This is a genomic window from Bacillus sp. JJ1773, from assembly GCF_036962035.1.
Classification (GTDB): Bacteria; Bacillota; Bacilli; order Bacillales; family Cytobacillaceae; genus Cytobacillus.
Window position 1 is genome coordinate 1 of sequence record NZ_JBALNX010000125.1, and the last position, 21,840, is coordinate 21,840.

General features: G+C 37.9%; 26 protein-coding genes. 10 read left to right on the forward strand and 16 right to left on the reverse strand.

What is annotated here, in order from left to right:
• Positions 1–185: 185 nt before the first annotated feature.
• Positions 186–1,061 carry a nucleotidyltransferase-like protein gene (locus V7127_RS24700; protein ID WP_335343757.1) on the reverse strand — a complete coding sequence of 292 codons (876 nt, stop codon included), beginning with the start codon at positions 1,059–1,061 and terminating at the stop codon, positions 186–188.
• Positions 1,062–1,317: 256 nt separating this feature from the next.
• Here V7127_RS24700 and V7127_RS24705 point away from each other — a divergent pair, with 256 nt between their 5' ends.
• Positions 1,318–1,668 carry a YgzB family protein gene (locus V7127_RS24705; RefSeq protein WP_335343758.1) on the forward strand — a complete coding sequence of 117 codons (351 nt, stop codon included), beginning with the start codon at positions 1,318–1,320 and terminating at the stop codon, positions 1,666–1,668.
• A gap of 92 nt (positions 1,669–1,760) precedes the next feature.
• Here V7127_RS24705 and perR read toward each other — a convergent pair whose 3' ends face one another.
• From perR to V7127_RS24720, 3 genes are all read right to left on the reverse strand, one after another.
• Positions 1,761–2,198 carry a peroxide-responsive transcriptional repressor PerR gene (perR, locus tag V7127_RS24710; protein WP_335343759.1) on the reverse strand — a complete coding sequence of 146 codons (438 nt, stop codon included), beginning with the start codon at positions 2,196–2,198 and terminating at the stop codon, positions 1,761–1,763.
• 345 nt (positions 2,199–2,543) lie between these two features.
• Complete coding sequence (gene bcp, locus V7127_RS24715) at positions 2,544–3,014, reverse strand: thioredoxin-dependent thiol peroxidase (protein WP_335343760.1); 471 nt, start codon at positions 3,012–3,014, stop codon at positions 2,544–2,546.
• Positions 3,015–3,091: 77 nt separating this feature from the next.
• Positions 3,092–3,502: an ion channel gene (locus V7127_RS24720; protein ID WP_335343761.1), complete on the reverse strand. Its 411-nt coding sequence runs from the start codon at positions 3,500–3,502 to the stop codon at positions 3,092–3,094.
• A gap of 165 nt (positions 3,503–3,667) precedes the next feature.
• Here V7127_RS24720 and V7127_RS24725 point away from each other — a divergent pair, with 165 nt between their 5' ends.
• Both V7127_RS24725 and V7127_RS24730 read left to right on the forward strand, forming a co-directional pair.
• Complete coding sequence (locus V7127_RS24725; RefSeq protein ID WP_335343762.1) at positions 3,668–4,963, forward strand: glutamate-1-semialdehyde 2,1-aminomutase; 1,296 nt, start codon at positions 3,668–3,670, stop codon at positions 4,961–4,963.
• A 265-nt stretch (positions 4,964–5,228) separates the two neighbouring features.
• The gene (locus V7127_RS24730; RefSeq protein WP_335343763.1) at positions 5,229–6,299 is read left to right on the forward strand and encodes an FUSC family protein; all 1,071 of its coding nucleotides are present in this window, start codon (positions 5,229–5,231) and stop codon (positions 6,297–6,299) included.
• Positions 6,300–6,334: 35 nt separating this feature from the next.
• Here V7127_RS24730 and V7127_RS24735 read toward each other — a convergent pair whose 3' ends face one another.
• From V7127_RS24735 to fabL, 5 genes are all read right to left on the reverse strand, one after another.
• Positions 6,335–8,083 (reverse strand): ABC transporter ATP-binding protein, encoded by a 1,749-nt coding sequence (locus V7127_RS24735; protein WP_335490785.1) that lies wholly within the window; start codon positions 8,081–8,083, stop codon positions 6,335–6,337.
• 91 nt (positions 8,084–8,174) lie between these two features.
• Positions 8,175–8,705 (reverse strand): nucleoside tri-diphosphate phosphatase, encoded by a 531-nt coding sequence (ntdP, locus tag V7127_RS24740; RefSeq protein ID WP_335343766.1) that lies wholly within the window; start codon positions 8,703–8,705, stop codon positions 8,175–8,177.
• A gap of 360 nt (positions 8,706–9,065) precedes the next feature.
• The gene (locus V7127_RS24745) at positions 9,066–9,317 is read right to left on the reverse strand and encodes a YgaB family protein (protein WP_335343767.1); all 252 of its coding nucleotides are present in this window, start codon (positions 9,315–9,317) and stop codon (positions 9,066–9,068) included.
• A 242-nt stretch (positions 9,318–9,559) separates the two neighbouring features.
• Positions 9,560–9,769, reverse strand: coding sequence for a gamma-type small acid-soluble spore protein (locus tag V7127_RS24750; RefSeq protein WP_438824060.1), 210 nt, complete (start codon positions 9,767–9,769; stop codon positions 9,560–9,562).
• A 143-nt stretch (positions 9,770–9,912) separates the two neighbouring features.
• Positions 9,913–10,662 carry an enoyl-[acyl-carrier-protein] reductase FabL gene (gene fabL, locus V7127_RS24755; RefSeq protein WP_335355013.1) on the reverse strand — a complete coding sequence of 250 codons (750 nt, stop codon included), beginning with the start codon at positions 10,660–10,662 and terminating at the stop codon, positions 9,913–9,915.
• A 151-nt stretch (positions 10,663–10,813) separates the two neighbouring features.
• On the opposite strand from fabL, the gene V7127_RS24760 reads away from it, so the two are divergent.
• Entirely contained in the window at positions 10,814–11,008 is a 195-nt protein-coding gene (locus tag V7127_RS24760; protein ID WP_315667977.1) for a hypothetical protein, read from the forward strand.
• 105 nt (positions 11,009–11,113) lie between these two features.
• On the opposite strand, the gene mutY is transcribed toward V7127_RS24760, so the two are convergent.
• Positions 11,114–12,217 (reverse strand): A/G-specific adenine glycosylase, encoded by a 1,104-nt coding sequence (gene mutY, locus V7127_RS24765; RefSeq protein WP_335490788.1) that lies wholly within the window; start codon positions 12,215–12,217, stop codon positions 11,114–11,116.
• A 266-nt stretch (positions 12,218–12,483) separates the two neighbouring features.
• On the opposite strand from mutY, the gene V7127_RS24770 reads away from it, so the two are divergent.
• Positions 12,484–13,464: a metal-dependent hydrolase gene (locus V7127_RS24770; protein ID WP_335343770.1), complete on the forward strand. Its 981-nt coding sequence runs from the start codon at positions 12,484–12,486 to the stop codon at positions 13,462–13,464.
• A gap of 34 nt (positions 13,465–13,498) precedes the next feature.
• Here the strand turns inward: V7127_RS24770 and V7127_RS24775 are convergent, their stop codons facing one another.
• Entirely contained in the window at positions 13,499–13,768 is a 270-nt protein-coding gene (locus V7127_RS24775; protein ID WP_335343771.1) for a YfhJ family protein, read from the reverse strand.
• Between the two features lie 132 nt (positions 13,769–13,900).
• On the opposite strand from V7127_RS24775, the gene V7127_RS24780 reads away from it, so the two are divergent.
• Entirely contained in the window at positions 13,901–14,074 is a 174-nt protein-coding gene (locus V7127_RS24780; protein WP_335343772.1) for a small, acid-soluble spore protein K, read from the forward strand.
• 20 nt (positions 14,075–14,094) lie between these two features.
• Entirely contained in the window at positions 14,095–14,238 is a 144-nt protein-coding gene (locus V7127_RS24785) for a YpzG family protein (RefSeq protein ID WP_335343773.1), read from the forward strand.
• A gap of 31 nt (positions 14,239–14,269) precedes the next feature.
• On the opposite strand, the gene V7127_RS24790 is transcribed toward V7127_RS24785, so the two are convergent.
• On the reverse strand, positions 14,270–14,587 hold the full coding sequence (locus V7127_RS24790; RefSeq protein ID WP_335343774.1) for a YfhH family protein: 318 nt from the start codon (positions 14,585–14,587) through the stop codon (positions 14,270–14,272).
• A 288-nt stretch (positions 14,588–14,875) separates the two neighbouring features.
• Positions 14,876–15,670 (reverse strand): recombination regulator RecX, encoded by a 795-nt coding sequence (gene recX / locus V7127_RS24795; RefSeq protein WP_335343775.1) that lies wholly within the window; start codon positions 15,668–15,670, stop codon positions 14,876–14,878.
• Positions 15,671–15,768: 98 nt separating this feature from the next.
• Here recX and V7127_RS24800 point away from each other — a divergent pair, with 98 nt between their 5' ends.
• The 3 genes from V7127_RS24800 (at position 15,769) to V7127_RS24810 (ending at position 17,159) form a co-directional block, all read left to right on the forward strand.
• The gene (locus V7127_RS24800) at positions 15,769–16,671 is read left to right on the forward strand and encodes a TIGR01777 family oxidoreductase (protein WP_335343776.1); all 903 of its coding nucleotides are present in this window, start codon (positions 15,769–15,771) and stop codon (positions 16,669–16,671) included.
• A gap of 82 nt (positions 16,672–16,753) precedes the next feature.
• Positions 16,754–16,876 (forward strand): YfhE family protein, encoded by a 123-nt coding sequence (locus tag V7127_RS24805; RefSeq protein WP_151537531.1) that lies wholly within the window; start codon positions 16,754–16,756, stop codon positions 16,874–16,876.
• 91 nt (positions 16,877–16,967) lie between these two features.
• Positions 16,968–17,159, forward strand: coding sequence for a YfhD family protein (locus tag V7127_RS24810; RefSeq protein ID WP_335343777.1), 192 nt, complete (start codon positions 16,968–16,970; stop codon positions 17,157–17,159).
• A 49-nt stretch (positions 17,160–17,208) separates the two neighbouring features.
• Here V7127_RS24810 and V7127_RS24815 read toward each other — a convergent pair whose 3' ends face one another.
• The 3 genes from V7127_RS24815 to V7127_RS24825 form a co-directional block, all read right to left on the reverse strand.
• Positions 17,209–17,706: a DoxX family protein gene (locus V7127_RS24815; RefSeq protein ID WP_335343778.1), complete on the reverse strand. Its 498-nt coding sequence runs from the start codon at positions 17,704–17,706 to the stop codon at positions 17,209–17,211.
• A gap of 457 nt (positions 17,707–18,163) precedes the next feature.
• Positions 18,164–20,002, reverse strand: a complete 1,839-nt coding sequence (locus tag V7127_RS24820) for an ABC transporter ATP-binding protein (protein WP_335490790.1) — start codon at positions 20,000–20,002, stop codon at positions 18,164–18,166.
• Entirely contained in the window at positions 19,995–21,725 is a 1,731-nt protein-coding gene (locus V7127_RS24825; protein ID WP_335490792.1) for an ABC transporter ATP-binding protein, read from the reverse strand. The genes V7127_RS24820 and V7127_RS24825 overlap by 8 nt, the downstream gene beginning before the upstream one ends.
• Positions 21,726–21,840: the final 115 nt, after the last annotated feature.

Sequence of the window (21,840 nt, forward strand, 5' to 3'; positions counted from 1 at the left end):
CAGTTTTCAAAGAACTATCATATCGCTCAGAAGCGACTTTTCTAATATAACATGTGCTGAAGCTGATGTCAACACTTTTTAAAAACTTTCATCCGCCTGCTGCACTTCATTTTATTCAACAAATTGCAGCGACGGATATTAATATATCAAGTATTTAATAAAAGGTCAATAACTTTTTTGTTTTTTTACAATAACTTTTTACTGAGTTTATAATACCGATGAAAGACACCTTTCCCCTTTGTTTCTATCGTTACTACTTCAATCATATTTCTATCGATTAAATATTCTATCAGTATTCCTAAATCAACTGAATAGTACTGTAATTCTTTATGGTTTATCATTTCATTAATGGACCAGAACTCTTTTTCTGATAGAACATCCACTAAATGACTGATTCCGCTTTTAGTTTTGGAATGGATTAAAAACTCACTCGCTAAGAAAAGAAGCTCTAGCCTTTTATCTAAAGGCTCATGACTGTTTACTAGTTCTTCATATAATTTTAATATTTCCGGTTCAATTTGTTTAATTTGCTGCCATACTGTTACCTCTGGGTGAAAGCCTTGCTCAGTTAAGGCAAGTCTAGCAAGATGATGAAGGGAATGAACTACATGATTATACGCATCTAAATAATGTCCATTTTCAAAAAAAACCTTCCCGTCCATATACCGACGAATTAATTTTGCAAATTCTATTCCCATTTTCAATTTACGGCCATTGAACGGGAAATCTCTAAGTTCTGTATTAATCTTATGAAAATATTCATTACGTTCGAAAATCACTTTCCCGCTATATAACCATTCGAAAATCTTCTTATTCGAACCAAGTAAAATCCATTCATGCAGCTGCTTATCCGTAATCATATATAAGGCTGCCTTCTGATCGTTATAAGTATAATGCTTAACATATACGGGTGACTCAGCTTCCTTAACTAAAATGAGCAAAACAACATCAAAGGTGTTTGTTGCTGGCGTATTCTTCTGTTGTTTCTTTATCATTAACACTCCGAGAGTATTCGCTTGACTAGCTCGTTCTTGATAAATGGGGCGGAGAATATCTTCCATTACTATTCCTCCATATTTTTATTAGCTTCTATAATTATTGGGATTTTATTGTGCGATCAATCTTTATCTTACAAAATCATGCTTTTAAGCATGGATTAAATATATCTTCGACAATTTTTTCAAATAATCCTTCCTAAAAAAGAAAAGCTGCACACTTTTTCTTATTTCGATTGGATTCTTGAAATCTTATTTCTCTCCTATACTACTTATTATCTTTCATTTGATATGTTATAGTATTTCCGTAGGAGGGACTTAAATGGCTAAATATTCAAGTAAAATCAATAAAATTCGAACATTTGCCCTTGCTTTAATATTTGTCGGTTTTTTAGTCATGTATCTTGGGATCTTTTTCAGAAATTCCCCTCTGCTCATGACCATCTTTATGCTTCTTGGAACCGTCTTTATTATTGCTAGTACGGTAGTATATTTTTGGATTGGGATGCTATCAACTAAGACAGTGCAGGTTGTTTGTCCAAATTGCGGTAAACATACAAAAATATTAGGTCGCGTTGATATGTGCATGTATTGCAATGAACCGTTAACACTAGATCGTAATCTAGAGGGCAAAGAATTCGATGAAAATTATAATAAAAAATCTCGGTCGTAGCCGAGATTTTTATTTTTCCCCTTAACTAACTGCTCAAACGAAAATGACCATAAAAATAAGCTGTCGGCACTTTGACCAGCAGCTTTGTTTTATTAATGCGCCTCTTTAATTGAACACTCAGGGCAGGTTCCATAAATCTCCATACGATGATGGCTAATCTTAAAACCTGTAACATGAGATGCTAAATGCTCAACTTCATCTAGACCAGGATAATGGAAGTCAACGATTTTTCCGCATTTTTCACAAATCACGTGGTAATGATGGGTTGTTACAAAGTCAAAACGACTTGATGCATCTCCATAAGTCAGTTCCTTAACAAGTCCAACCTCACGAAATACTCTTAAATTATTGTAAACTGTTGCCACACTCATATTCGGAAACTTTCCTTCTAAAGCCTTGTATATATCGTCTGCTGTAGGGTGTGACATGGAGTTTATTAAATATTCAAGTATCGCATGACGCTGTGGTGTTATGCGAACTCCAGTATCCTTTAGAGTGTCCAGCGCTTCCTTTAATTGAATTTGCGCCACCGGCCATGCACCTCTTTTCTAACAAGAATTATTACTTTATAATCTTTATAAATAGTTTACTCATTCAATAGTACTTTTGTCAACATTGCAAACTACAAAATGGGTAGTTGAGGCTTTTTATTAAATCTGATTCAATCGGAAGATTTTTTTATCCCTCCTCTGGTTTCAATGATTCTTAATTTACTATATGTTTAATAAATATATTTAAAAACATAAAAAGAAAAAAAGCGAATCCTATAAGATCCGCTTCAAAATATATCTGAGGAGGTATGCCCTAATAAAATGATATTCAAAACATTTCCAGATGAGTGGACAAAAGCCTTGTTAGCAAAAAATAGGCTGTATTTATGAAAGATTTTCCTTAATATACTCAAGTGCTTCCTCTACATGCCCCTTAACCTTCACCTTTCTCCATTCCTTAACTAGCTTGCCAGCTTTATCAATGATAAAAGTAGAACGTTCAATTCCCATATATTCTTTCCCAAAGTTTTTCTTTAGCTTCCAAACGTCATAAGCCTCTGCCGCTTTATTCTCCTCGTCTGCAAGTAAGATAAAAGGCAAATCATATTTTTCAATAAATTTATCATGGCGGGCAAGCGGATCAGGACTTACACCAAGAATAACAGCATCCACATCTGCGAATTCACTATGCTTGTCCCTGAAATCACATGCCTGTGTCGTACATCCAGGAGTCATATCCTTTGGATAGAAATACAGGACAATATTTTTTTCTCGAAAATCAGATAGTTTAATCGTTTCCCCGTTACTTGCTTCAAGTTCAAAGTCGGGAGCTAATTCTCCTATCGAAACGGCCATTGAAATTCCTCCTATATGCTTTTTCTTAAGCCTATCCAATTCTTCTAAGAAACACAACAAAATCAACTTGACAACAGCTACAATTTCTTTTCCATCTCAAACACCGCTCTAAATACGAAAGCAGCCGGAATCGTATAGCCAATGAGCGCTTCAAGCACCGCTATCATTCTTCCGACCCCAATAGGGGCAATGTCTCCATAACCTACGGAAAATAAGGTTACTGCACTGAAATAAAATCCTGTTTCTAATTGATTCAGAAAATCACCATCTAATCCAACAGTTCCTTCCATAAAAACAGTATAGCCATTCGTTTCAAGAAGAATATATATGAGTCCGAACCCAATCATGACGGTTACATAAATAAAGGCCAAATAAATAAAGTTTTCAAAGCTAACCTTTTTTCCTTTAATTGTGTGTGGCAAAAACAAAGTTCTTATGCTCATGATCATACAGAAAACAATTAATACAAGGGATATATAAAAAACCATTTACACGCCCACTTTCCTCTTTGCCTCTCTTAAACTATACGCTTATCGTTAAATCCATATGACAGCCTGTACATTTAAGAAAAGTCGCAATTATGAAACGAAGCATTCTAGTCCCAAAACATGATAAGATATGATAAGTTAGCACCTAAATCAAGGAGGATTCACATGCAATTTACAAATTCAGAACGCATACATAAAGAAGCACTTGAGCATATTGTCGGAGGAGTGAACAGCCCTTCCCGTTCGTATAAAGCTGTTGGCGGCGGAGCCCCAGTCGTTATGGAGAGAGGTCAAGGAGCATATTTCTGGGATGTAGATGGTAATCAATATATTGATTATTTAGCAGCTTATGGACCCATTATTACAGGTCATGCCCATCCGCACATAACAGAAGCCATTAAGAAAGCTGCTGAAACAGGTGTACTATACGGAACACCTACTCCCCATGAAGTTAAATTTGCCGCAATGCTCAAGGAAGCCATGCCAGCGTTAGAAAAGGTCCGTTTCGTTAATTCTGGAACGGAAGCAGTTATGACAACGATTCGCGTGGCACGTGCTTATACAGGCAGAGACAAGATCATCAAATTCGCTGGCTGCTATCATGGACACTCTGATCTCGTTCTAGTTGCTGCAGGATCAGGACCAGCCACACTTGGAACGCCAGATTCAGCTGGTGTCCCAAAGAGTATTGCTCAAGAGGTTATTACAGTTCCTTTCAATGATATCGAGCCATTTAAAGAGGCATTAGAAAAATGGGGAAGTGAAATTGCAGCCGTTCTTGTGGAGCCAATTGTCGGGAACTTCGGTATTGTTGAACCAAAGCCAGGTTTCTTGGAACAAATTAATGAATTAACACATGCAGCAGGTGCTCTTGTTATTTATGATGAGGTCATAACCGCTTTCCGATTTATGTACGGAGGTGCACAGGATTTATTAGGCGTTACCCCTGATTTAACTGCAATGGGAAAAATTATTGGCGGTGGCTTGCCAATTGGTGCATACGGCGGGAAGAAAGAAATCATGGAAAAAGTGGCTCCATTGGGGCCAGCCTATCAAGCAGGAACAATGGCAGGAAATCCGGCATCCATTTTATCAGGAATCGCATGCCTGGAGGTTTTACAGCAAAAGGGTGTATATGAGTATCTCGACAGACTTGGAGCGTTGCTTGAGGAAGGAATTGCAGCTGCTGCAAAGGAATACAATATCCCTATTACAATCAATCGTTTGAAGGGTGCGCTCACAGTCTATTTTACGAATGAAAAAGTTGTTAATTACGACCAAGCAGAGAACACAGACGGAGAAATGTTTGCGAAATTCTTCAAGCTCATGTTAAAACAAGGAATCAACCTGGCGCCATCCAAGTATGAAGCATGGTTCCTTACAATCGCACATACAGAGGAAGACATCGAAGCAACGATTCATGCAGTACAAAACGCCTTTCAAGCATTAGGGGAAGAATAAATATTAATCTCATTCATATGATTGTAGGAGCGATTTTTTTCGCTCCTTTTTTCTAAATACAAATAGTACAAACTCTTGTAAAAAATTTGCGAAAATGCCCATTGTACTTCTCCTTATATCCATGTATAGTACATTAATGTCATGGTCGTGAAATTACTTTTAAAGAATTTGCTTGTTAATTTAGCAACTAATTCGTTATGATTACCTTTACTAGTTTAAGTTAATAAACAGAAGGCATCTTCTGATAGAAAGGAAACAAATAAGTATGAAGCTTGGTGCCCGCATACTAAAAACGGGAATCGCAATTATTCTATCATTATTTTTATCTCAGGTTTTTCAGCTGCCTTCTCCAGTCTTTGCAGCCATTGCGGCGATTTTCGCGATTCAGCCGACCATTTACCGATCCTTCTTATCTATTATTGAACAGGTTCAGGGAAATGCGATTGGGGCACTTACGGCAGTAGTGTTTGTTCTATTATTCGGCAATGATATGTTCATTATCGGGTTAGCAGCAATCGTTGTAATTACCATTAACTTAAAGCTTAAAATAGAAAATACAATCGGATTAGCACTCGTAACCATGATTGTCATCATGGAAACACCTAGTGATGAATTTATCCAATTTGCTCTTATCAGGTTTTCAACTGTCATGTTAGGGGTTTTTTCAGCTTTTATCGTTAATTTGCTATTCCTGCCTCCGAAGTATGAGAAAAAATTATACTACGGCATCTCAGATATTACAGAAGAAACGACCAAATGGATACGGCTTACGATTAGACATGCCTCAGAGCATAAACTGCTAAAAAATGATATTGGGAAAATGAAGGCAAGTGTTAGAAACCTGGACCATTTATATAGTATGTATAAGGAAGAGCGAAACTACTTCAAAAAGGACACGATTCCCAAATCACGAAGGCTCGTTATTTATCGGCAAATGATTTCAACTGTAAAAAGATCGCTGGATACATTGAGGAAATTACATCGTTTTGAAAATGATCTTCAAGAAATGCCTTTGGATTACCAAAATGCTATTCAGCAGCAGCTAGACTGTCTTATTCATCATCATGAACATATCATGTTAAAGTTTATTGGAAAAGTACGCCCGAATGTGGTCTTTGAAGAGGGAGACATCTTCCTAAATAGGAAAGAGCTCTTCAATCTCTTTATATCTCAAAAGAAGGAAGCATCCTTAGAGGATGAAGACATTCTCTCACACAACATGCAAATCATCTCGGTTATTATAGACTATAATGAGCAGGTCGAGCATCTTGATAAGTTAATCACAAGCTTCCAAACCTATCATAAAAAAGCAAATGAAATGTCGATTGAGAAATAAGCGAAAAAAGAGCATCCAGCGCGGATGCTCTTTTTTTAACTTTCAAGCTGTTGCACTTGAAAAAGCTTATAATAATTGCCTTGCATTTTCATTAGTTCTTCATGGCTGCCCGCTTCGGAAATCTCTCCATGCTCAATTAAGATAATCCGATCTGCATGTGTGATTGTTGATAGTCTGTGGGCAACAATAAAGGTTGTCCGATCCTTAGCAAGCTCTTCTAATGCTTCCTGAATTAAATGCTCGCTTTCTAAATCCAATGCCGAAGTGGCTTCGTCCAAAATTAAGATTGGCGGATTTTTAAGAAAAATTCTTGCAATTGCCACACGCTGTTTCTGCCCGCCTGACAGCTTGACTCCGCGTTCTCCAACCTTCGTATCATAGCCATTGGGCAAATTCATAATGAATTCATGAGCATTAGCAGCCTTTGCAGCTTCAATAACCTCTTCATCTGAAGCTCCCGGTTTTCCTAATAAAATATTCGTTTTGACTGACTCACTAAAGAGGATATTATCCTGAAGAACCATTCCGATTTTATCCCGTAAGGTGCGAACCTTAAATGACCGGATATCTTTTCCGTCTAGAAGGATTTTTCCCTCTGTTACATCATAAAACCTCGGAATTAACCCTACTAATGAAGACTTTCCTCCCCCGCTCATCCCTACAAGAGCAATGGTCTCCCCTTTTTTTACATTCAAACTAATATTTTTAAGAACAAGCTCTTCCTTCTTATCATAGGCAAAGCTCACTTGTTCAAAATCTATATCACCATGAACAGCTTTGCATTCCACTGCGTTCGGGGCGTCATCAATATCATATTTTTCATCTATTAATTCGAACACCCTATCCATAGAGGCAATGGATTGAGTTAAAGTTGTTGATGAATTTACAAGTCTTCTGAGTGGATTATATAACCTATCAATGTAGGCAATGAACGCCATCATTGTTCCTGTAGATAAATCCCCTTGAATGACTTGGTAGGCTGAGTAGCCAATGACAAGCAATGGGGCAACATCCGTTATAGTGTTAACAACGGCAAATGCCTTTGCATTCCACTTTGTATGATCAATGGCTTTCTTTAGAAAATTAGCGTTTTGCTTATCAAACTGAGTTTGTTCATAATCTTCAATGGCAAAGCTTTTTATAACAGCCATTCCCTGAACTCGTTCATGGAGATAACCCTGGACTTCCGCTAATGCTTGTGAACGAGCCCTTGTCAGCTTTCTTAAGTTGCCGAAAAAGTACCTTACGGAAAACCCATAAAACGGAAAAAGAATTAATGAAACAATCGTTAAACTAAAATCCATTTTCATCATGATCGCTACAGCAATAATAATCGTAGCGATATCGAGCCATAAATTCATCAATCCAGTAATAACAAATGTTTTTGTTTGTTCAACATCGTTGATCACTCTTGAAATGACCTCGCCAGCTCTCGTGTTTGCATAATATTTAAAGCTTAGCTTTTGTATATGTGTGAATAGGCCATCACGAATATCGTACAAAATTTTGCTCCCTACCCATTGGGCAAAATACTGCCGATAATACTCAATCGGCGGACGAACAATGACAAAAATAATAATCATAATGCCCATTATTTTGAATAAACTGCCTGTCTTATCAGCACTGCTCAAGTCTGAACTCCCTACAATATCATCAATAACATATTTGATTAGTAATGGAATTAATAGGGGAATCGCAAACTTTATGATTCCAATGATGAGCGTAATGATAATCTGCAGGCGATATGGCTTAACAAAATGCATATAACGCCGGATGCTGTCCAACTTGTTTCCCCCTCTTACCTTTTTTAAACATATAAAAACCTGTTGATTCATCGGTCAACAGGCGTGCCATTTGGGCTTTCATCCATTTTCATTAACGTCTGTAGGTAAGATATCGTTCATACCAAATATCAATAAAATCGGGTGCAAATGGACCTTTTCTTTGACGAATCCAATGAATTAATTGATCGACATTGGATTTTAAAATATGGTCGATAGGCTCGGGATAATTCATTTCCTGACGATGCTTCTCGTATTCATCCTCATCGAGCAGATTGAAGGTCATGTCTGGAAAAACCTTAATATCCAGGTCATAATCAATATATTTCACTGCTTCCCCGTCAAAAATAAATGGGGAACTAATATTGCAGTAATAATAAATCCCATCCTCGCGAATCATTCCAATGACATTAAACCAATATTGGGAGTGAAAATAACATATTGCTGGTTCTCTCGTAATCCATGTCCTTCCGTCAGATTCCGTTACAACAGTCCGGTCATTTCCACCAATGACCAAATTTTGTGTTCCTTTTAAAACGGTTGTTTCCTCCCAGACGCGATGGATGTGCCCATTATGTTTATAGCTATGAATTTGTACTGGTTCTCCTTCTCTGGGTACGGCCATTCATTTTCCCCTACTTTCAATAAATCCCGGGCTTTGCAACCTATCCAAATAAGAGAGACAAGGCTTGTCCTCCTACTGTCGGGAGATGAGAGGTGAGAAAAGAAGATCATATGCACGAAGCTCATTTACTTTTCCATAATCTTATCCCACTCATGTCTCCAATAAATTTTACAAATGATTAAAGGCAACAAAGAACGAATACTTTTTTCTATTATTATAACGGTTTAAGTAGAAATTTAAAACAAAGAGCCATTGAAAATCGTCAATGGCTGAAAGAAAAACAGTATAGGGATATAAATTTTACTTTTGCTGCGATTCACTAGTATTAAATATTCATCTACGTATCTAATTGATCTATTGTCAAACGGTTACCTTCATATCCTGATAGGAGCGAATAACCTCTTCTGTTTGCGTTTCGAACAGCTGATGTATGTCTTTAAGCTCTTTTCGCAAATTCGAAATTTCGATTTGAATACTTTCAAGCTCGGTTTCTTCTTGGAGGGCATTGAGCTCCTCCTCTATTTCCTCACAGCGCTCAAGTTCACTTTGGAGAAATAGAAGCTTTTCCATCGTTTGCATTTGTTCGGATACTAAATGGTTAAAGTTTTTCATTTGATTGTTTCACCGTCCCATTTATTTTTCTTTTGTATGTATTCGCCCATAACCTTGTCTTTCCTTTGACTACTTCTGTTGATTAGATAGAGGTTTTGTCGAAAAAAGAAGGGCTGAAGGAAATCAAAGTACTGCCATACTAGAGCATTATATCCGCAAGCCCGATCGAATAGACTTGTAAAGGAGATAACAAGCAAAAAAAAGAAGGCGCCCTTTCGAATGAAGAGCGCCTTCCATTTAAATTACTGACTTTGCTGACCAGAGTTTTGAGCTTTTTTAGCTTCAGCTTGTTGGTTTTGTTGTCTAACCTCTTGAGCATTCGTTTCGCTAGCAAACTCTGTACCGAACTGGCCTTGAGCACCAGCTGCTCCAGCACCAGCAGATTGAGCGTTTTGTTGTCTAACTTGTTGAATGTTAGTTCCAGCTTGAGATTGGTTTGGTTGTTTTGCCATGATTATCACCTCCACGCTCTTTAATTTAACCAAGCGCAGAAAAAATATCCTAGAATTTTAAAAAACTGCAGCTGGGGTGGAAAATATCTTGTCCTCTCTACTAACGGCTGTTAATCATGGCAAAGTCTCATTTCAACACTTAATCAAACGAGTAAGGATATTCCCCCATCAACAATAATTGTCTGGCCACAAATCATGCTTGATTGATCACTTAATAAAAACATAACCGCATTCACCATATCTTCAATTTCAACCATTCTCCCAGCTGGTGTTTTTTTCCTTGCTTCGGCTAGAAGTTCTTCTCGATTTGGAAAATGTGTGAGTGCCTCTGTATCTACAGCACCGCCTGATACTGCATTTACAGTAATATTTTTAGCAGCAAGCTCAACAGCCAAATATCTTGTTAAGGCTTCTAAAGCGGCTTTCGAAACGCCTACAGTTGTATAATTTTCCAAATAGCGAATGGAGCCTAACGAGCTGATGCTGACAATTTTGCCTCCTTCGTTTCTTTCCATTAGCTTTGCGGCCTCTTGGGCACAAAATAATAAAGCCTTGCTATTTATATTCATTGTCCAGTCCCAGTGAGATTCTTCAAGCTCCATTGCGGGGCGCAAAACCCCAGAAGCGGCATTATTTACAAAAACATCTAACCTGCCAAATTCCTGATCAATCTCCTGAAATAACTTTTTTATCTTCTCTACGTCACCGACATTTGCTTTTACAATTAAAGCCTTTCTTCCTAATGCTTCAATTTCCGCAGCTGTTTCCATTGCAGCAGTTTTGCTTCTCGCATAATTAATGACAATATCATAGCCATCCTTTGCCAATCTGATAGCTGTTGCTTTTCCAATTCCCCTGCTGCTCCCAGTTACTAATGCTACTTTTTGTGCCATTATCCCAATTCCTTTCTTCATATAGGCAGTGTTATGAAAAAATCACTAACATTTCGCCAAATTCTTCTAATGCCCATTTTATCTTTTTCATGTATATGTAGCAATTGAGATCAGAACAATACTAAATATGATAGATGAAAGGAAGAGGATTATGTATAACGGCCGAGACATGACTGAGCTGTCAATGATGTCCAAAACAGATTGGGAAGATCAGGAGCTAACTTATTTTCACCATTCCTTCCAGCAAATTGTCCCGTATTTAAATGCGGAGGGTCAAACGATCCAAAGGGAAATTATGGAGGAAATCCAAAATCGCGGGGGGTTAAAGAATACGAAGAGGTCATGATGTGAGTGATGTTGGATATTTGACTGCTGAGAATGTAAGTAGCGGTCACATTGAGTTCATCAATGTGACCTTTTATTATTAACACTTACGTTGGATCTTTCTACATTAGAGATTCATCGTTTCCATAAATTGCTTAAATATTTTCTGATGAGAAACAGAAAAGGCATACTGTTCCATTTCCTCCAGCGTAACGAGCTTCAAATCATCTGCTTCTTTTTCAAGTGTAAGCAACTTGCCTTTATAGGCATTGATATTCCACGTCAAATGGGAGAAGACATGCTCAATTTGCCCGATCATTTCGCTGACTTGAACGTCAGCCTGAAACTGCTGTTTCACTACTTCCACTAACTGATTAGATTCGTGTTCATAGGGCAAGAGAATTTCTACATTTGGAAACTCCCATAAATTCGCCAACAGCCCTTGATCATCCCTTTTATGAATCAGAATTCGACCTTCCTCATTTGTTAGAACCGCAGCTGCAATACGGACATGACGATGTTTTTTATTTTTTGTTTTAACGGGAAGCTCAGTATGTGTTCCAGCGTGAAAGGCGTGGCAATGCTCGCGAACCGGGCATAATAAACACTTTGGGGATGTAGGAGTACAGATTAAGGCTCCGAGCTCCATCAAAGCTTGATTAAAATAGGACGGATTTTCATGAGAGATGAGCTTTCTTACCGCCTCTTCAAATGTTTTCCTAGTCGATGGCTTTGCAATATCCTCCCATATTGATAATATTCTTGATAAAACCCTCATTACATTTCCATCAACTGCAGGTTCTGGAAGCCCGTAAGCGATGCTAAGAATAGCCCCAGAAGTGTAAGGTCCTACTCCTTTTAACGAAGAAATTTCCTTTTGATTATTCGGAACCCTCCCTCCATATTTTTCCTCGACTTCCCTGACTGCCGTTTGCAGATTTCTCGCCCGAGAATAATAGCCCAATCCTTCCCAAGCCTTCAGCACCTTATCTTCCTCAGCCTCCGCTAAGGCTTTAGTTGTCGGAAACAGCTCTATAAACCGATTAAAATAGGGAATGACCGTGTCAACTCGTGTTTGCTGAAGCATAATTTCTGAAACCCAAACTTTATAAGGGTCCTTGTCTCTTCTCCAGGGCAGGTCTCTTTGTTCAGCCCGAAACCAACTGATTAAATCGTGCTGAAAGGTGTTTATATCTATATGTTTAAGCTCTTCTAATTGATTTTTATTCAATTTTTCTCCTCCAAGATATTGTAAAAAAGTAGTACAATCCTTTAAAAAGGATTAACAATCGTTAAAACGGGAAAATTATATAGACGTATGTTTATATGTTTGACACACATTTCTAGGAGATTGCATTCTTTGATTGTAAACAATATTTGAACTTTTTGCTTCAATTAAGCAACTCTTATAAATTTAACATCTTTTTGTGGTGAAACAAGCAAAAACATAATAAAATTAACCCTATAATGTTTTCTATAATAAGGAGGTTTTTCCTCTTGGATACAGGCACACATATTGTAATGGGTCTCGCTTTAGCTGGAATAGCTACTCTTGATCCGGTCGTAGCAGAAAATTCAGCTACAACAACGAGCGTAATGATTGGGGCCATTGTCGGTTCACAAATCCCCGATATTGATACAGTATTAAAGCTAAGAAGCAACGCTGTCTATATACGCAATCATCGCGGGATTACCCATTCTATTCCTGCTGTTCTCCTTTGGCCTATAGTACTTACTTCCGTCATCTACCCTTTCTTTCCAGGTGCGAATTTACTCCATCTTTGGATTTGGACGTTTATCGCTGTTTTTCTCCACGTTTTTGTTGATATTTTCAATGCTTATGGGACCCAAGCCTTAAGGCCATTTTCATCAAAATGGATCGCATTAGGAGTTATCAATACATTTGATCCATATATATTTGGAATTCATATCGTTGGCATTCTAATATGGGCATTTGGTGCACATCCTGGATATACATTTCTGCCTATTTACGTCATGTTGATTTTCTATTATATTCTTCGATTTAGGGCTCAAAAGAAAGTTCATAATGAGGTAAAAAGAATGATACCTGATGCAACTGATATCATTATTGCCCCAACAATGAAATACAATAAATGGCGGATTGCTGTCATGAATAAGCACCAATTTTTTGTCGGACGCGCAGAAAATCATGAAGTGAAAATTATCGATCAATTTTATCGGGTCCCTGTGCCTGAAACACCAGTATTGGAGGTTGCTAAAAAAGATAAAAACCTGTCTGCCTTTTTATCCTTTTCTCCTGTTTATCGTTGGGAAATTGACGAATATGATGAATATTATGAAGTTCGTTTCATCGATCTTCGTTATCGCAGCAATGATTATTACCCCTTCGTTGCTGTTGTGCAGTTAAATCTGGATTTAGAAATAATCACATCCTATACGGGATGGATTTTCAGTGAAGAGAAACTCCGTAAAAAACTGGATATTATCCCTGGTTAATGAAAAATATCTGGCTCTATTAGCCAGATATTTTTTAATGCAGCTTCTTCGGATCCTCTTCCAATAAGTGTTTATACTTTGGATTTTCGGCAACAAATTCATGCAGCTTATCACCATAATGTTCAATCCATTGACTAACAACCTTTTCAGTCATTTCACTGCCCTGATATTTCCTGCCCGCTTTTGCATAGGTCGTTTCGAAATCATCCCAAAGCAGCTCAACCCATGTTTGGGCAAGACTTGCTGAAAGGAAGTTATTTTTCTCAAGAAGCCTTTCAAATAATCTCTTTTGATATTCATTCATTTTCATGACCTCTTTTCCAATAAAAGACCATCATACAGCTTGTGGAAAAACAAATACTATTATTACGTGAAGAGCATTTATCACTCGCATTTGTTTTTCACGTTCTTACATCCCTTGTCAGGAGGCGTTTGAATGGTGCGTAATAAAGCAAAAAACTTCCCAAACCAAATCAAAAATAAATTTGGCGGAGAGCCCCGTGCGAAAGCAGAGTATGCTTCTACAAGGGCGGATGGAACCATTAATACACAGCCCCAAGAAAGAATGAGAGCATCTTCAAACCGCGATAGTGACACACCAGAATTTTAACCAATTGAGGAGGCTGTATAATGGCAAAACCGCGGAATTTCTTTAACTCAAAAATTAAAGCACCAAATTTCCGTCCAAAACATGCTCATTCACAAATAAACGGCGAGACTCAGCTCACTCAAAACCTCGTCATTTTAGAGGCGGAAACAAGGAAAAGATCATAGCAGAATTGGAGAGAGGGGAATTCTCCCTCTCTCAGCTTTTTTTCAGCATTGAAATTGGAAGGGCCTCTTCCCCTTCACTGCCTTTCAAACGAAATCCCCAGGCAAACACTCCGTTCATATAATCAATCTTAAAGTAAGCGCCAGGGTCCCCTTCAATTTCGTAAATCTCCCCCGCTTTATAATCATCTGGGTTCAATAAATAGGCTTTTGCCATTACTGCCTTTCTCTCAAGTACAGCATACTCATTGACCATTCCCATTTGTTCTGCTTTCCTTGCCTTTTCATTTAGCTTTGAAATTTCCTGCTGTAGTTCATATGCTGTCATATCGCTATATCTTTTTTCCTGCATTGTATTCACCTTCCTGTCATCCACCTTTTTCTAAGTAAAAGGTCATCCTTATTGTATCCATAGTAAAGTATATTGAAAATCTAACAATTAGAAAAGGGAAAAAGCTACAGCAGATAATCTTCAGATTTGATACAATATGTGATTAAGGCAAACGGATTGGGGTGTTTTAAGGATGAATTCCATCATCATAACAGGTGCGGGCTCAAGATTAGCAAAGGTGCCCGGTACCACAATTTAACATTATTGTGGAGCCTGACACCTTAAAGAGAGTCATTTTCTATAAAAAAACTATTCCTTCAATTCCTCGATCATTTGCTCAATCAATTCGATAGAAAATCCCTTACGATACAGCGTCTGTTTCATTTTTTGCTCATATTCAAAATCACTTAGAGCTGAAAATTTCCGATGTGCCTTTTCAGCATGAGAACGAAGTGCTGCCATTTCCAGATCTTCCCCTTTGTCCATATCTGTTTCAGTAATGGCTGCTTGAATCATTTCCATTGAATAGCCTTTTCTATAAAGCATCTGTTCAAGCTTTTGCCTCATCACCCTAGAGGAGTCTCGAGAATTCTTTTGTACAAATTTTTCACATAGCTTTTTGGCGGCTTCGAATTCTTTTTCATAAGAGTATTCCTTCATAGCTAAATCAATCAAATCTTCAGTAATGCCCTTTTCTCGCAACTCTCCACGAATGATTCTAGACCCTTTGTCAGTTGTATTCATTGACGTCCGAACAAAAGCGATGGCATACTCTTTATCATCTAAAAATTGATACTCATATAATTTATGGATAACTTCCCTAATAATCATTTCGTCTACATCTTTTTCAGCTAAATATTGGCGTATTTCTTTTTCCGATCTCATTCTTTTTGATAAGTATTGGATAGCTCTGTTATACGCTTTGCGAATGTCATCTTGATAAGCAATTTCAGATATAGAAAATTCGTCCAGCTCCATGCCTTTTTTTAGGCTGTGCTTAATAATTACATCTTCATCCACGCTAAAGGCATATTTTTCATCCAAAAAAATATTATAACGATCTTTATTTTTTTCCTGTACAGAAATTTTTGTAATGATAGGCATATTTATCACCTCATCTTTAATGTACCATATTTGAAAAAGGATTTATGAAATATATAGAGAACATGTAATGAAAAAGATTAATTACGGAGGATAGATCCATGAAGATTGCTTTGACTGGTGGAACTGGCTTTGTTGGTGGAGCATTGGCAAAGGAATTAGTAAAGAACGGGCATGAAATTATTATCCTAACGAGAAATGCAAGTATAAGAAATAACACTGATAAGATTAAATATATCTCATGGTTAAATGATGGGGATGTTCCAGAAGAAAAATTAGAAGGGATCGATGGTTTAATAAATCTAGCAGGTGAATCCATTAATAGCGGGAGATGGACGGAAACCCGCAAGAAGAGAATTCTGGATAGCCGAATTTCTGCAACAAGAGAAGTATTGAGGATTTTAGTACATTTGAATAAAAAGCCAAAAATTTTAATAAATGCCAGTGCTATTGGTTATTATGGCACTTCACCTACAAATACTTTTTCGGAGGACTCTTCAGAAAAGGGAGCAGACTTCCTTTCGACTACTGTACAGAAATGGGAGACTGAAGCATTTAAAGCAAAGGAGTTAGGCATTCGTACCGTTTGCTGCCGTTTTGGCATTATTCTTGATAAGACTGATGGGGCTCTTCCAAGAATGGCCCTTCCTTATAAACTTTTTGCCGGAGGAAAAGTCGGATCGGGTGAACAGTGGGTTTCTTGGATTCATCTAAGAGATGTTGTAAACGGCATCATTTTTTGTATGGAAAATAAAAATATAGAGGGCCCCGTTAATTTTACCGCACCCCATCCTGTCAGAATGAAAGAATTTGGGCAAATTCTAGGGAAGACACTGCACCGTCCACATTGGATACCTGCACCAGGATTTGCATTAAAGTCCGTGCTAGGTGAAATGAGCATACTCGTACTTGAAGGACAAAAGGTGCTCCCTGAAAAACTTGCATCCAATGGCTATCCGTTTCTCTTTAAGCATTTAAATGAAGCTTTAGCAGATATCTACTAAAAGCTAGTATCAAACTTTTCACTTAAGGGAAAAATAAGGATGGTGTGAATTTTCACCTTATTTTTTTGAAAGGGTGATCCATTTGGATAAAAAAACAAAGGATAAGAAGAAACGATCATTATCAGCAACTCAGGAGGTTCTATACTCCCGCGAATTCAAAATGGCTGACCGAGCTGGCGGTTATGTGGATAGACCAAAGCATTAATTCCCATCTATATTTTTGGCAGGATTGTTAACAATAAAATACGGAAGCAACTTTTGGTTTCCGTACTTTATTGTTGAAAGGGGTTTTTGCAATGGGTCGTTCACGCGGACAAAGATCTCGAGACAAAAATAAAGCTTCACTACCACAAGTACCAAAAAATATGAAATCTGATGGTATCGATGAGGAATTCTCACAAGAGCTAGCCGATCAGGCAGATCTTGAGGCTCAAGCTCGTGCCAATGCTGCGAATCAAAGAGTTAAAGGAAAGCAACGAAAGTCTTAAAAAAATAAGCAGCAAGGATTGGCTCCTTGCTGCTTATTACGATTAACAATTAGGCTGCTTGTTTTTCAGTAGTATTTCCGCCTTTTCCTAAAAGGTTTTTAACGTATGGAATTGCAATTCTGTCTACGCCCCAGAAATAAGCACCGCTACCTGTGAATAGTAGAATAATGGCAGTAGTATAAAGGATAGGGTTTACGCTTGTTGTTCCGGCTAATAAAAAGTTAAGGTTCATAAATGCGCCTGCAATAAGTGCTGGAATGGTTGCTGCTCCAAGAATAAGTCCAATTCCTACTAGAACTTCACCATATGCAACTAGGGTACTGAATAAATCTGCGTTCGGTAGAGCAAAGTTTTCTAAAAATGCTGCGTACCAGCCTTGTACTGCCGGGTGATCGCCTCCCGCTTTGGCAATGGCTCCTTGTATAAATCCACCAGCATCAAAACCGCCTGTTACTTTACCCCACCCTGCTTCAATCCACTGAATTCCTAACCAAATTCTTAACACAGTCCATGCAATCGCTGCTTGCGGAGTTTTCCACCATTTCATAATAATCCTCTCCTAATTGAATATATTTATTTGTGAATTGATTCACATAGTTCGCTAAAAAAATTTTTCTTTTACATTAATTGAAAGCCGGCCAGCTTTATTCTAGAAAGAAAGTAATTCACTTTGTGAAGTTTTTCACTTTCTTTCTACACTCTTAATATAATCCTTTTTTCATCATTTGCCAATGGCTTTCACTAATCTTTCACAAATATAAATTTAATTATGGCTAATATTTGAACATGAGTTGCACATAGCGTTGTGGGTAGTGTGGGTAACTGCTTAAAGGTCCTTTCATAGAATGGTTTTGTGGAATCTTTTCTGTGGATAAGGCTGTGGAGCATTTATCATTATAGACTTTTAGTTATTAATAAACAGGTGGATACTTAAATGCGCTATAAATAGCTTCAATAGAAAAAAGCATGAAAAATCGAAATGATTTATTCATGCCCTTCTATTATTAAACGTTTGCTTTTTCCTCTGTCTGTCCATGCAAATGATAATAAAAACCCTTTTGCTTAAGTAGTGACTCGTGTGTTCCCTCTTCAATCAATTCTCCTTCATGAAGCACAAAAATTCGATCTGCATTTTGTATTGTATTTAAACGGTGTGCAATGACAAAGCTTGTTCTTCCCTTCATTAACTCCAGCAATGCGTCCTGAATTTTCAATTCAGTTATCGTATCAATACTGCTTGTAGCCTCATCTAAAATGAGAATTAACGGGTTGGCCAGAAATGCCCTTGCAATGGATAATAACTGCTTTTGCCCCTGACTAATGCCATTTCCGTCTTGGTTTAATAATGTGTTGTATTGATTAGGCAGCTTCATAATAAATGAATGTGCATTTGCCATTTGAGCTGATTTGACCACTTCCTCGTCAGTTGCTTCAAGCCTTCCGTAGCGAATATTCTCCATAACCGTTCCTTGAAACAAAAAGGAATCCTGCAATACATACCCCATATGCTTTCGCAAGCTTTCTTTCTTTATTGCCGAAATAGGCTGACCATCGATAAGAATACTGCCACTATCCACCTCGTAAAATCGTGACAGGAGATTAATCATTGTTGTTTTACCAGCACCTGTAGGTCCGACAAATGCAGCGGTCTCACCAGGAAAAACATGAAGATTAATATTTCTTACCGTGTTACCTTCCTCTTCATAAGAAAAGTTTACATCGCGAAATTCAACCTCTCCTCTTACATTTGAAATTTCTTGAAGGGCGCTTTCATTTTGCAATTCAACCTCTTCATCAAGAATATCAAATACCCTCTCTGCTCCAGCAATTGCTGAGAGAAGTGTATTAAATTGGTTAGCTAAGTCGTTCAATGGACGGGTAAACTGGCGGGAGTATTCTGTAAAAATGACAATGGCTCCGATGGAAATCAGTTCCTTTAATGCAAAGATTCCACCTATGCCTGCGATGATTGCAAAGCTAAGATTATTAAGGAAGTTCATCAGCTTTGGAATAAAACCTGAATATGTCTGCGCCCAATATCCTGCACCCCTTAGCCTCTCTGCTTTTTCTGCAAACTCATCCGTTACCTTCTGTTCCTGGGAAAAAGTTTTAATTATTCTTTGCCCAGATATGGTTTCCTCAATAAATCCATTCATTTCACCGAGATTTCTCTGCTGCTCTTTAAATAATACCCCTGTCCGCTTCGTAATCCACTTCATCCCTAAATACATAAGTGGAACTATAGCTAAGGTCAACAAAGTCAATAGCGGACTTAGCCAAAGCATAACTGACACTGTGCCAATAAGGGTAAGTATGCTAGAAAAAATCTGAATGACTGAGCTGTTTAAAGTAGAGCTGACATTTTCAATATCATTTGTAATTCGGCTCATTAACTCTCCATGCTGTCGTTTATCAAAGAAGGGAATGGGGAGCTTATGCAAATGCTTGAAAAGCTTAGTCCTCATTTCGAAGACTGTATTTTGCGCAATACCAATCATCCAGTAATTTTGAAACCAAAGGGAAAGCGAGTAAGCAGCATAAATTCCCGCCAGACCAAAAAGGAGTGTAATAAAGCCATCGCTGCTTTTAGTCACAATATATTTGTCAATGGCCATTCCAACTAAAAAGGGACCTAGCAGCCCTAAAAATGAACTAATAAGAACCATTAATAGAACTAGAAATAATAACCCTTTATTATAGGAAAGAAATTGCCAGATTCTTTTTATCGTTTGCTTGTAATTCCTTGATTTAGTTTTTTGTTTTCCCTTTGCTTTTTCATGAAGTTTTTCATTTAAAGACGTATTTTTCTTATATTGAAACGGTCTTTTCATCTCATTAAGCATAATTTCTTCTCTCCTCTCTCATTTGAGATCGGAAGATTTCTCGATAGAGTGAAGATTTCTCTAACAGGGATTCATGGGTTCCTTCTGCTAGGAGTTTCCCTTCCTTCAGAAGTAAAATCCGGTCTGCCTCCATCGCTGTGCTAATTTTTTGTGTGATGATGAAAGTCGTACATGTATAATTCTTTAAAGCTTCAAGCAACTTTGCCTCTGTTCTCCTATCTAAAGCACTTGTGCTATCGTCCAGAAGAAGAATTTTGGGCTTCCTAACTAGGGCCCTCGCAATGGATAGTCTCTGCTTTTGCCCCCCTGAAAGATTCACTCCCTTTTGCCCAAGCTTCGCTTCAAACATACTTGGAAATCCTTTGATGGTCTCATAGATTTGGGCATCTTTTGCTGCTTCAATAATTTCGTCCATAGAGGCATTTTCTTTTCCCCATGCAATATTTTCTTTTACTGTACCAGTAAACAAAACAGATTCCTGCGGTACAAATCCAATTTTCCTGCGCAGATTTTCCATTTTCATTTCACGGACATTGATTCCATCAATCAGAACCTCCCCATCATTCACATCATAAAGTCTTGGGATAAGCTCAAATAGAGAGGTTTTTCCTGAGCCGGTTGCCCCTAATATCGCCACCGTTTGTCCAGGGTTAACAGTAAAAGTAATATTCGTAAGCGCTGGTGATTCTGTATCTGGATATTGAAAGGTAACTTGCTTAAATTCAACCTTCCCTTCTTTTACATGGAAAGTTGAATCTGCATCCTCCTGATCAGAAAGGTCCACCTTTGCATCAAGAACTTCAACAATCCGATTGGAAGAGGCATGAGCACGGGAAAAAGCCATAATAATAAAGGAAAAAATCGAGAAGGCCCCGGTAATTCTAGTCGCATAGTTGACAATAGCAACCACTTCCCCAACCTTGACTCCGCCGCTATTCACCTGGATGCTTCCAAACCAGAGCACACCTATAATCGAGATATTCATAATAATCAATAGCACAGGCATCGTAATTTCCATTAATCTCAATGCCTTAATAGTTTGATCCTTTAAATCCTCATTTGCACGTGTAAAACGTTTTACTTCGTGCTTCCTTCTAATAAAAGCTTTTATTAGCCTAATACCTGTTAAGGTTTCTCGCATGACACCATTCACCGTGTCCAATTTTTCCTGGACCGTTTTGAATAGAGCTCCCCCGATGCTCATGAGCCACTTTAGAAAAATAAATAAAAAAGGAACAACTATGAATAAAATAAGTGCCAGCTTCACATTGACGAAAAATGCCATGAAAAGCCCGCCAATAATCATCAGTGGAGCCCGAAGCATAATTCGCAGACTCATAAATAACGTATTTTGGATTTGGGTGATATCATTCGTCATCCTCGTAATTAGAGATGATGCTGGAAATAGATTAAAGTTGGCAAAAGAAAAAGATTGCACCTTTTCAAATAGGCTTCTGCGAATATCAAATCCAAAGCTCTGACTTGCATGGGCTGCATAAAAGGAATTGAGAACACCTGCCGCTAAAGAAATAAGTGAAAATACAAGCATGACGCTTCCCCATTTAATAACAACAGATAGATCACTTTTTAAAATACCCTCGTCAATAATCTTTGCCATGAACAAGGGCTGAACAAGTTCGACAGCAAGCTCTGTCAGCGTTAAGGCAAGCGCAACAGCAACCGCTATCCGGTAGGGCTTTAAATAGGATAATACCTTTAACATTCGTCTTCCTCCAAAGCTGTTTTCGAGTGTTAGCACTATATTTATACAATACTTCGAATCCCTAAATAATAATCGATAATCTTATCATATCTCTTTTTACGGAATATTTAAACAA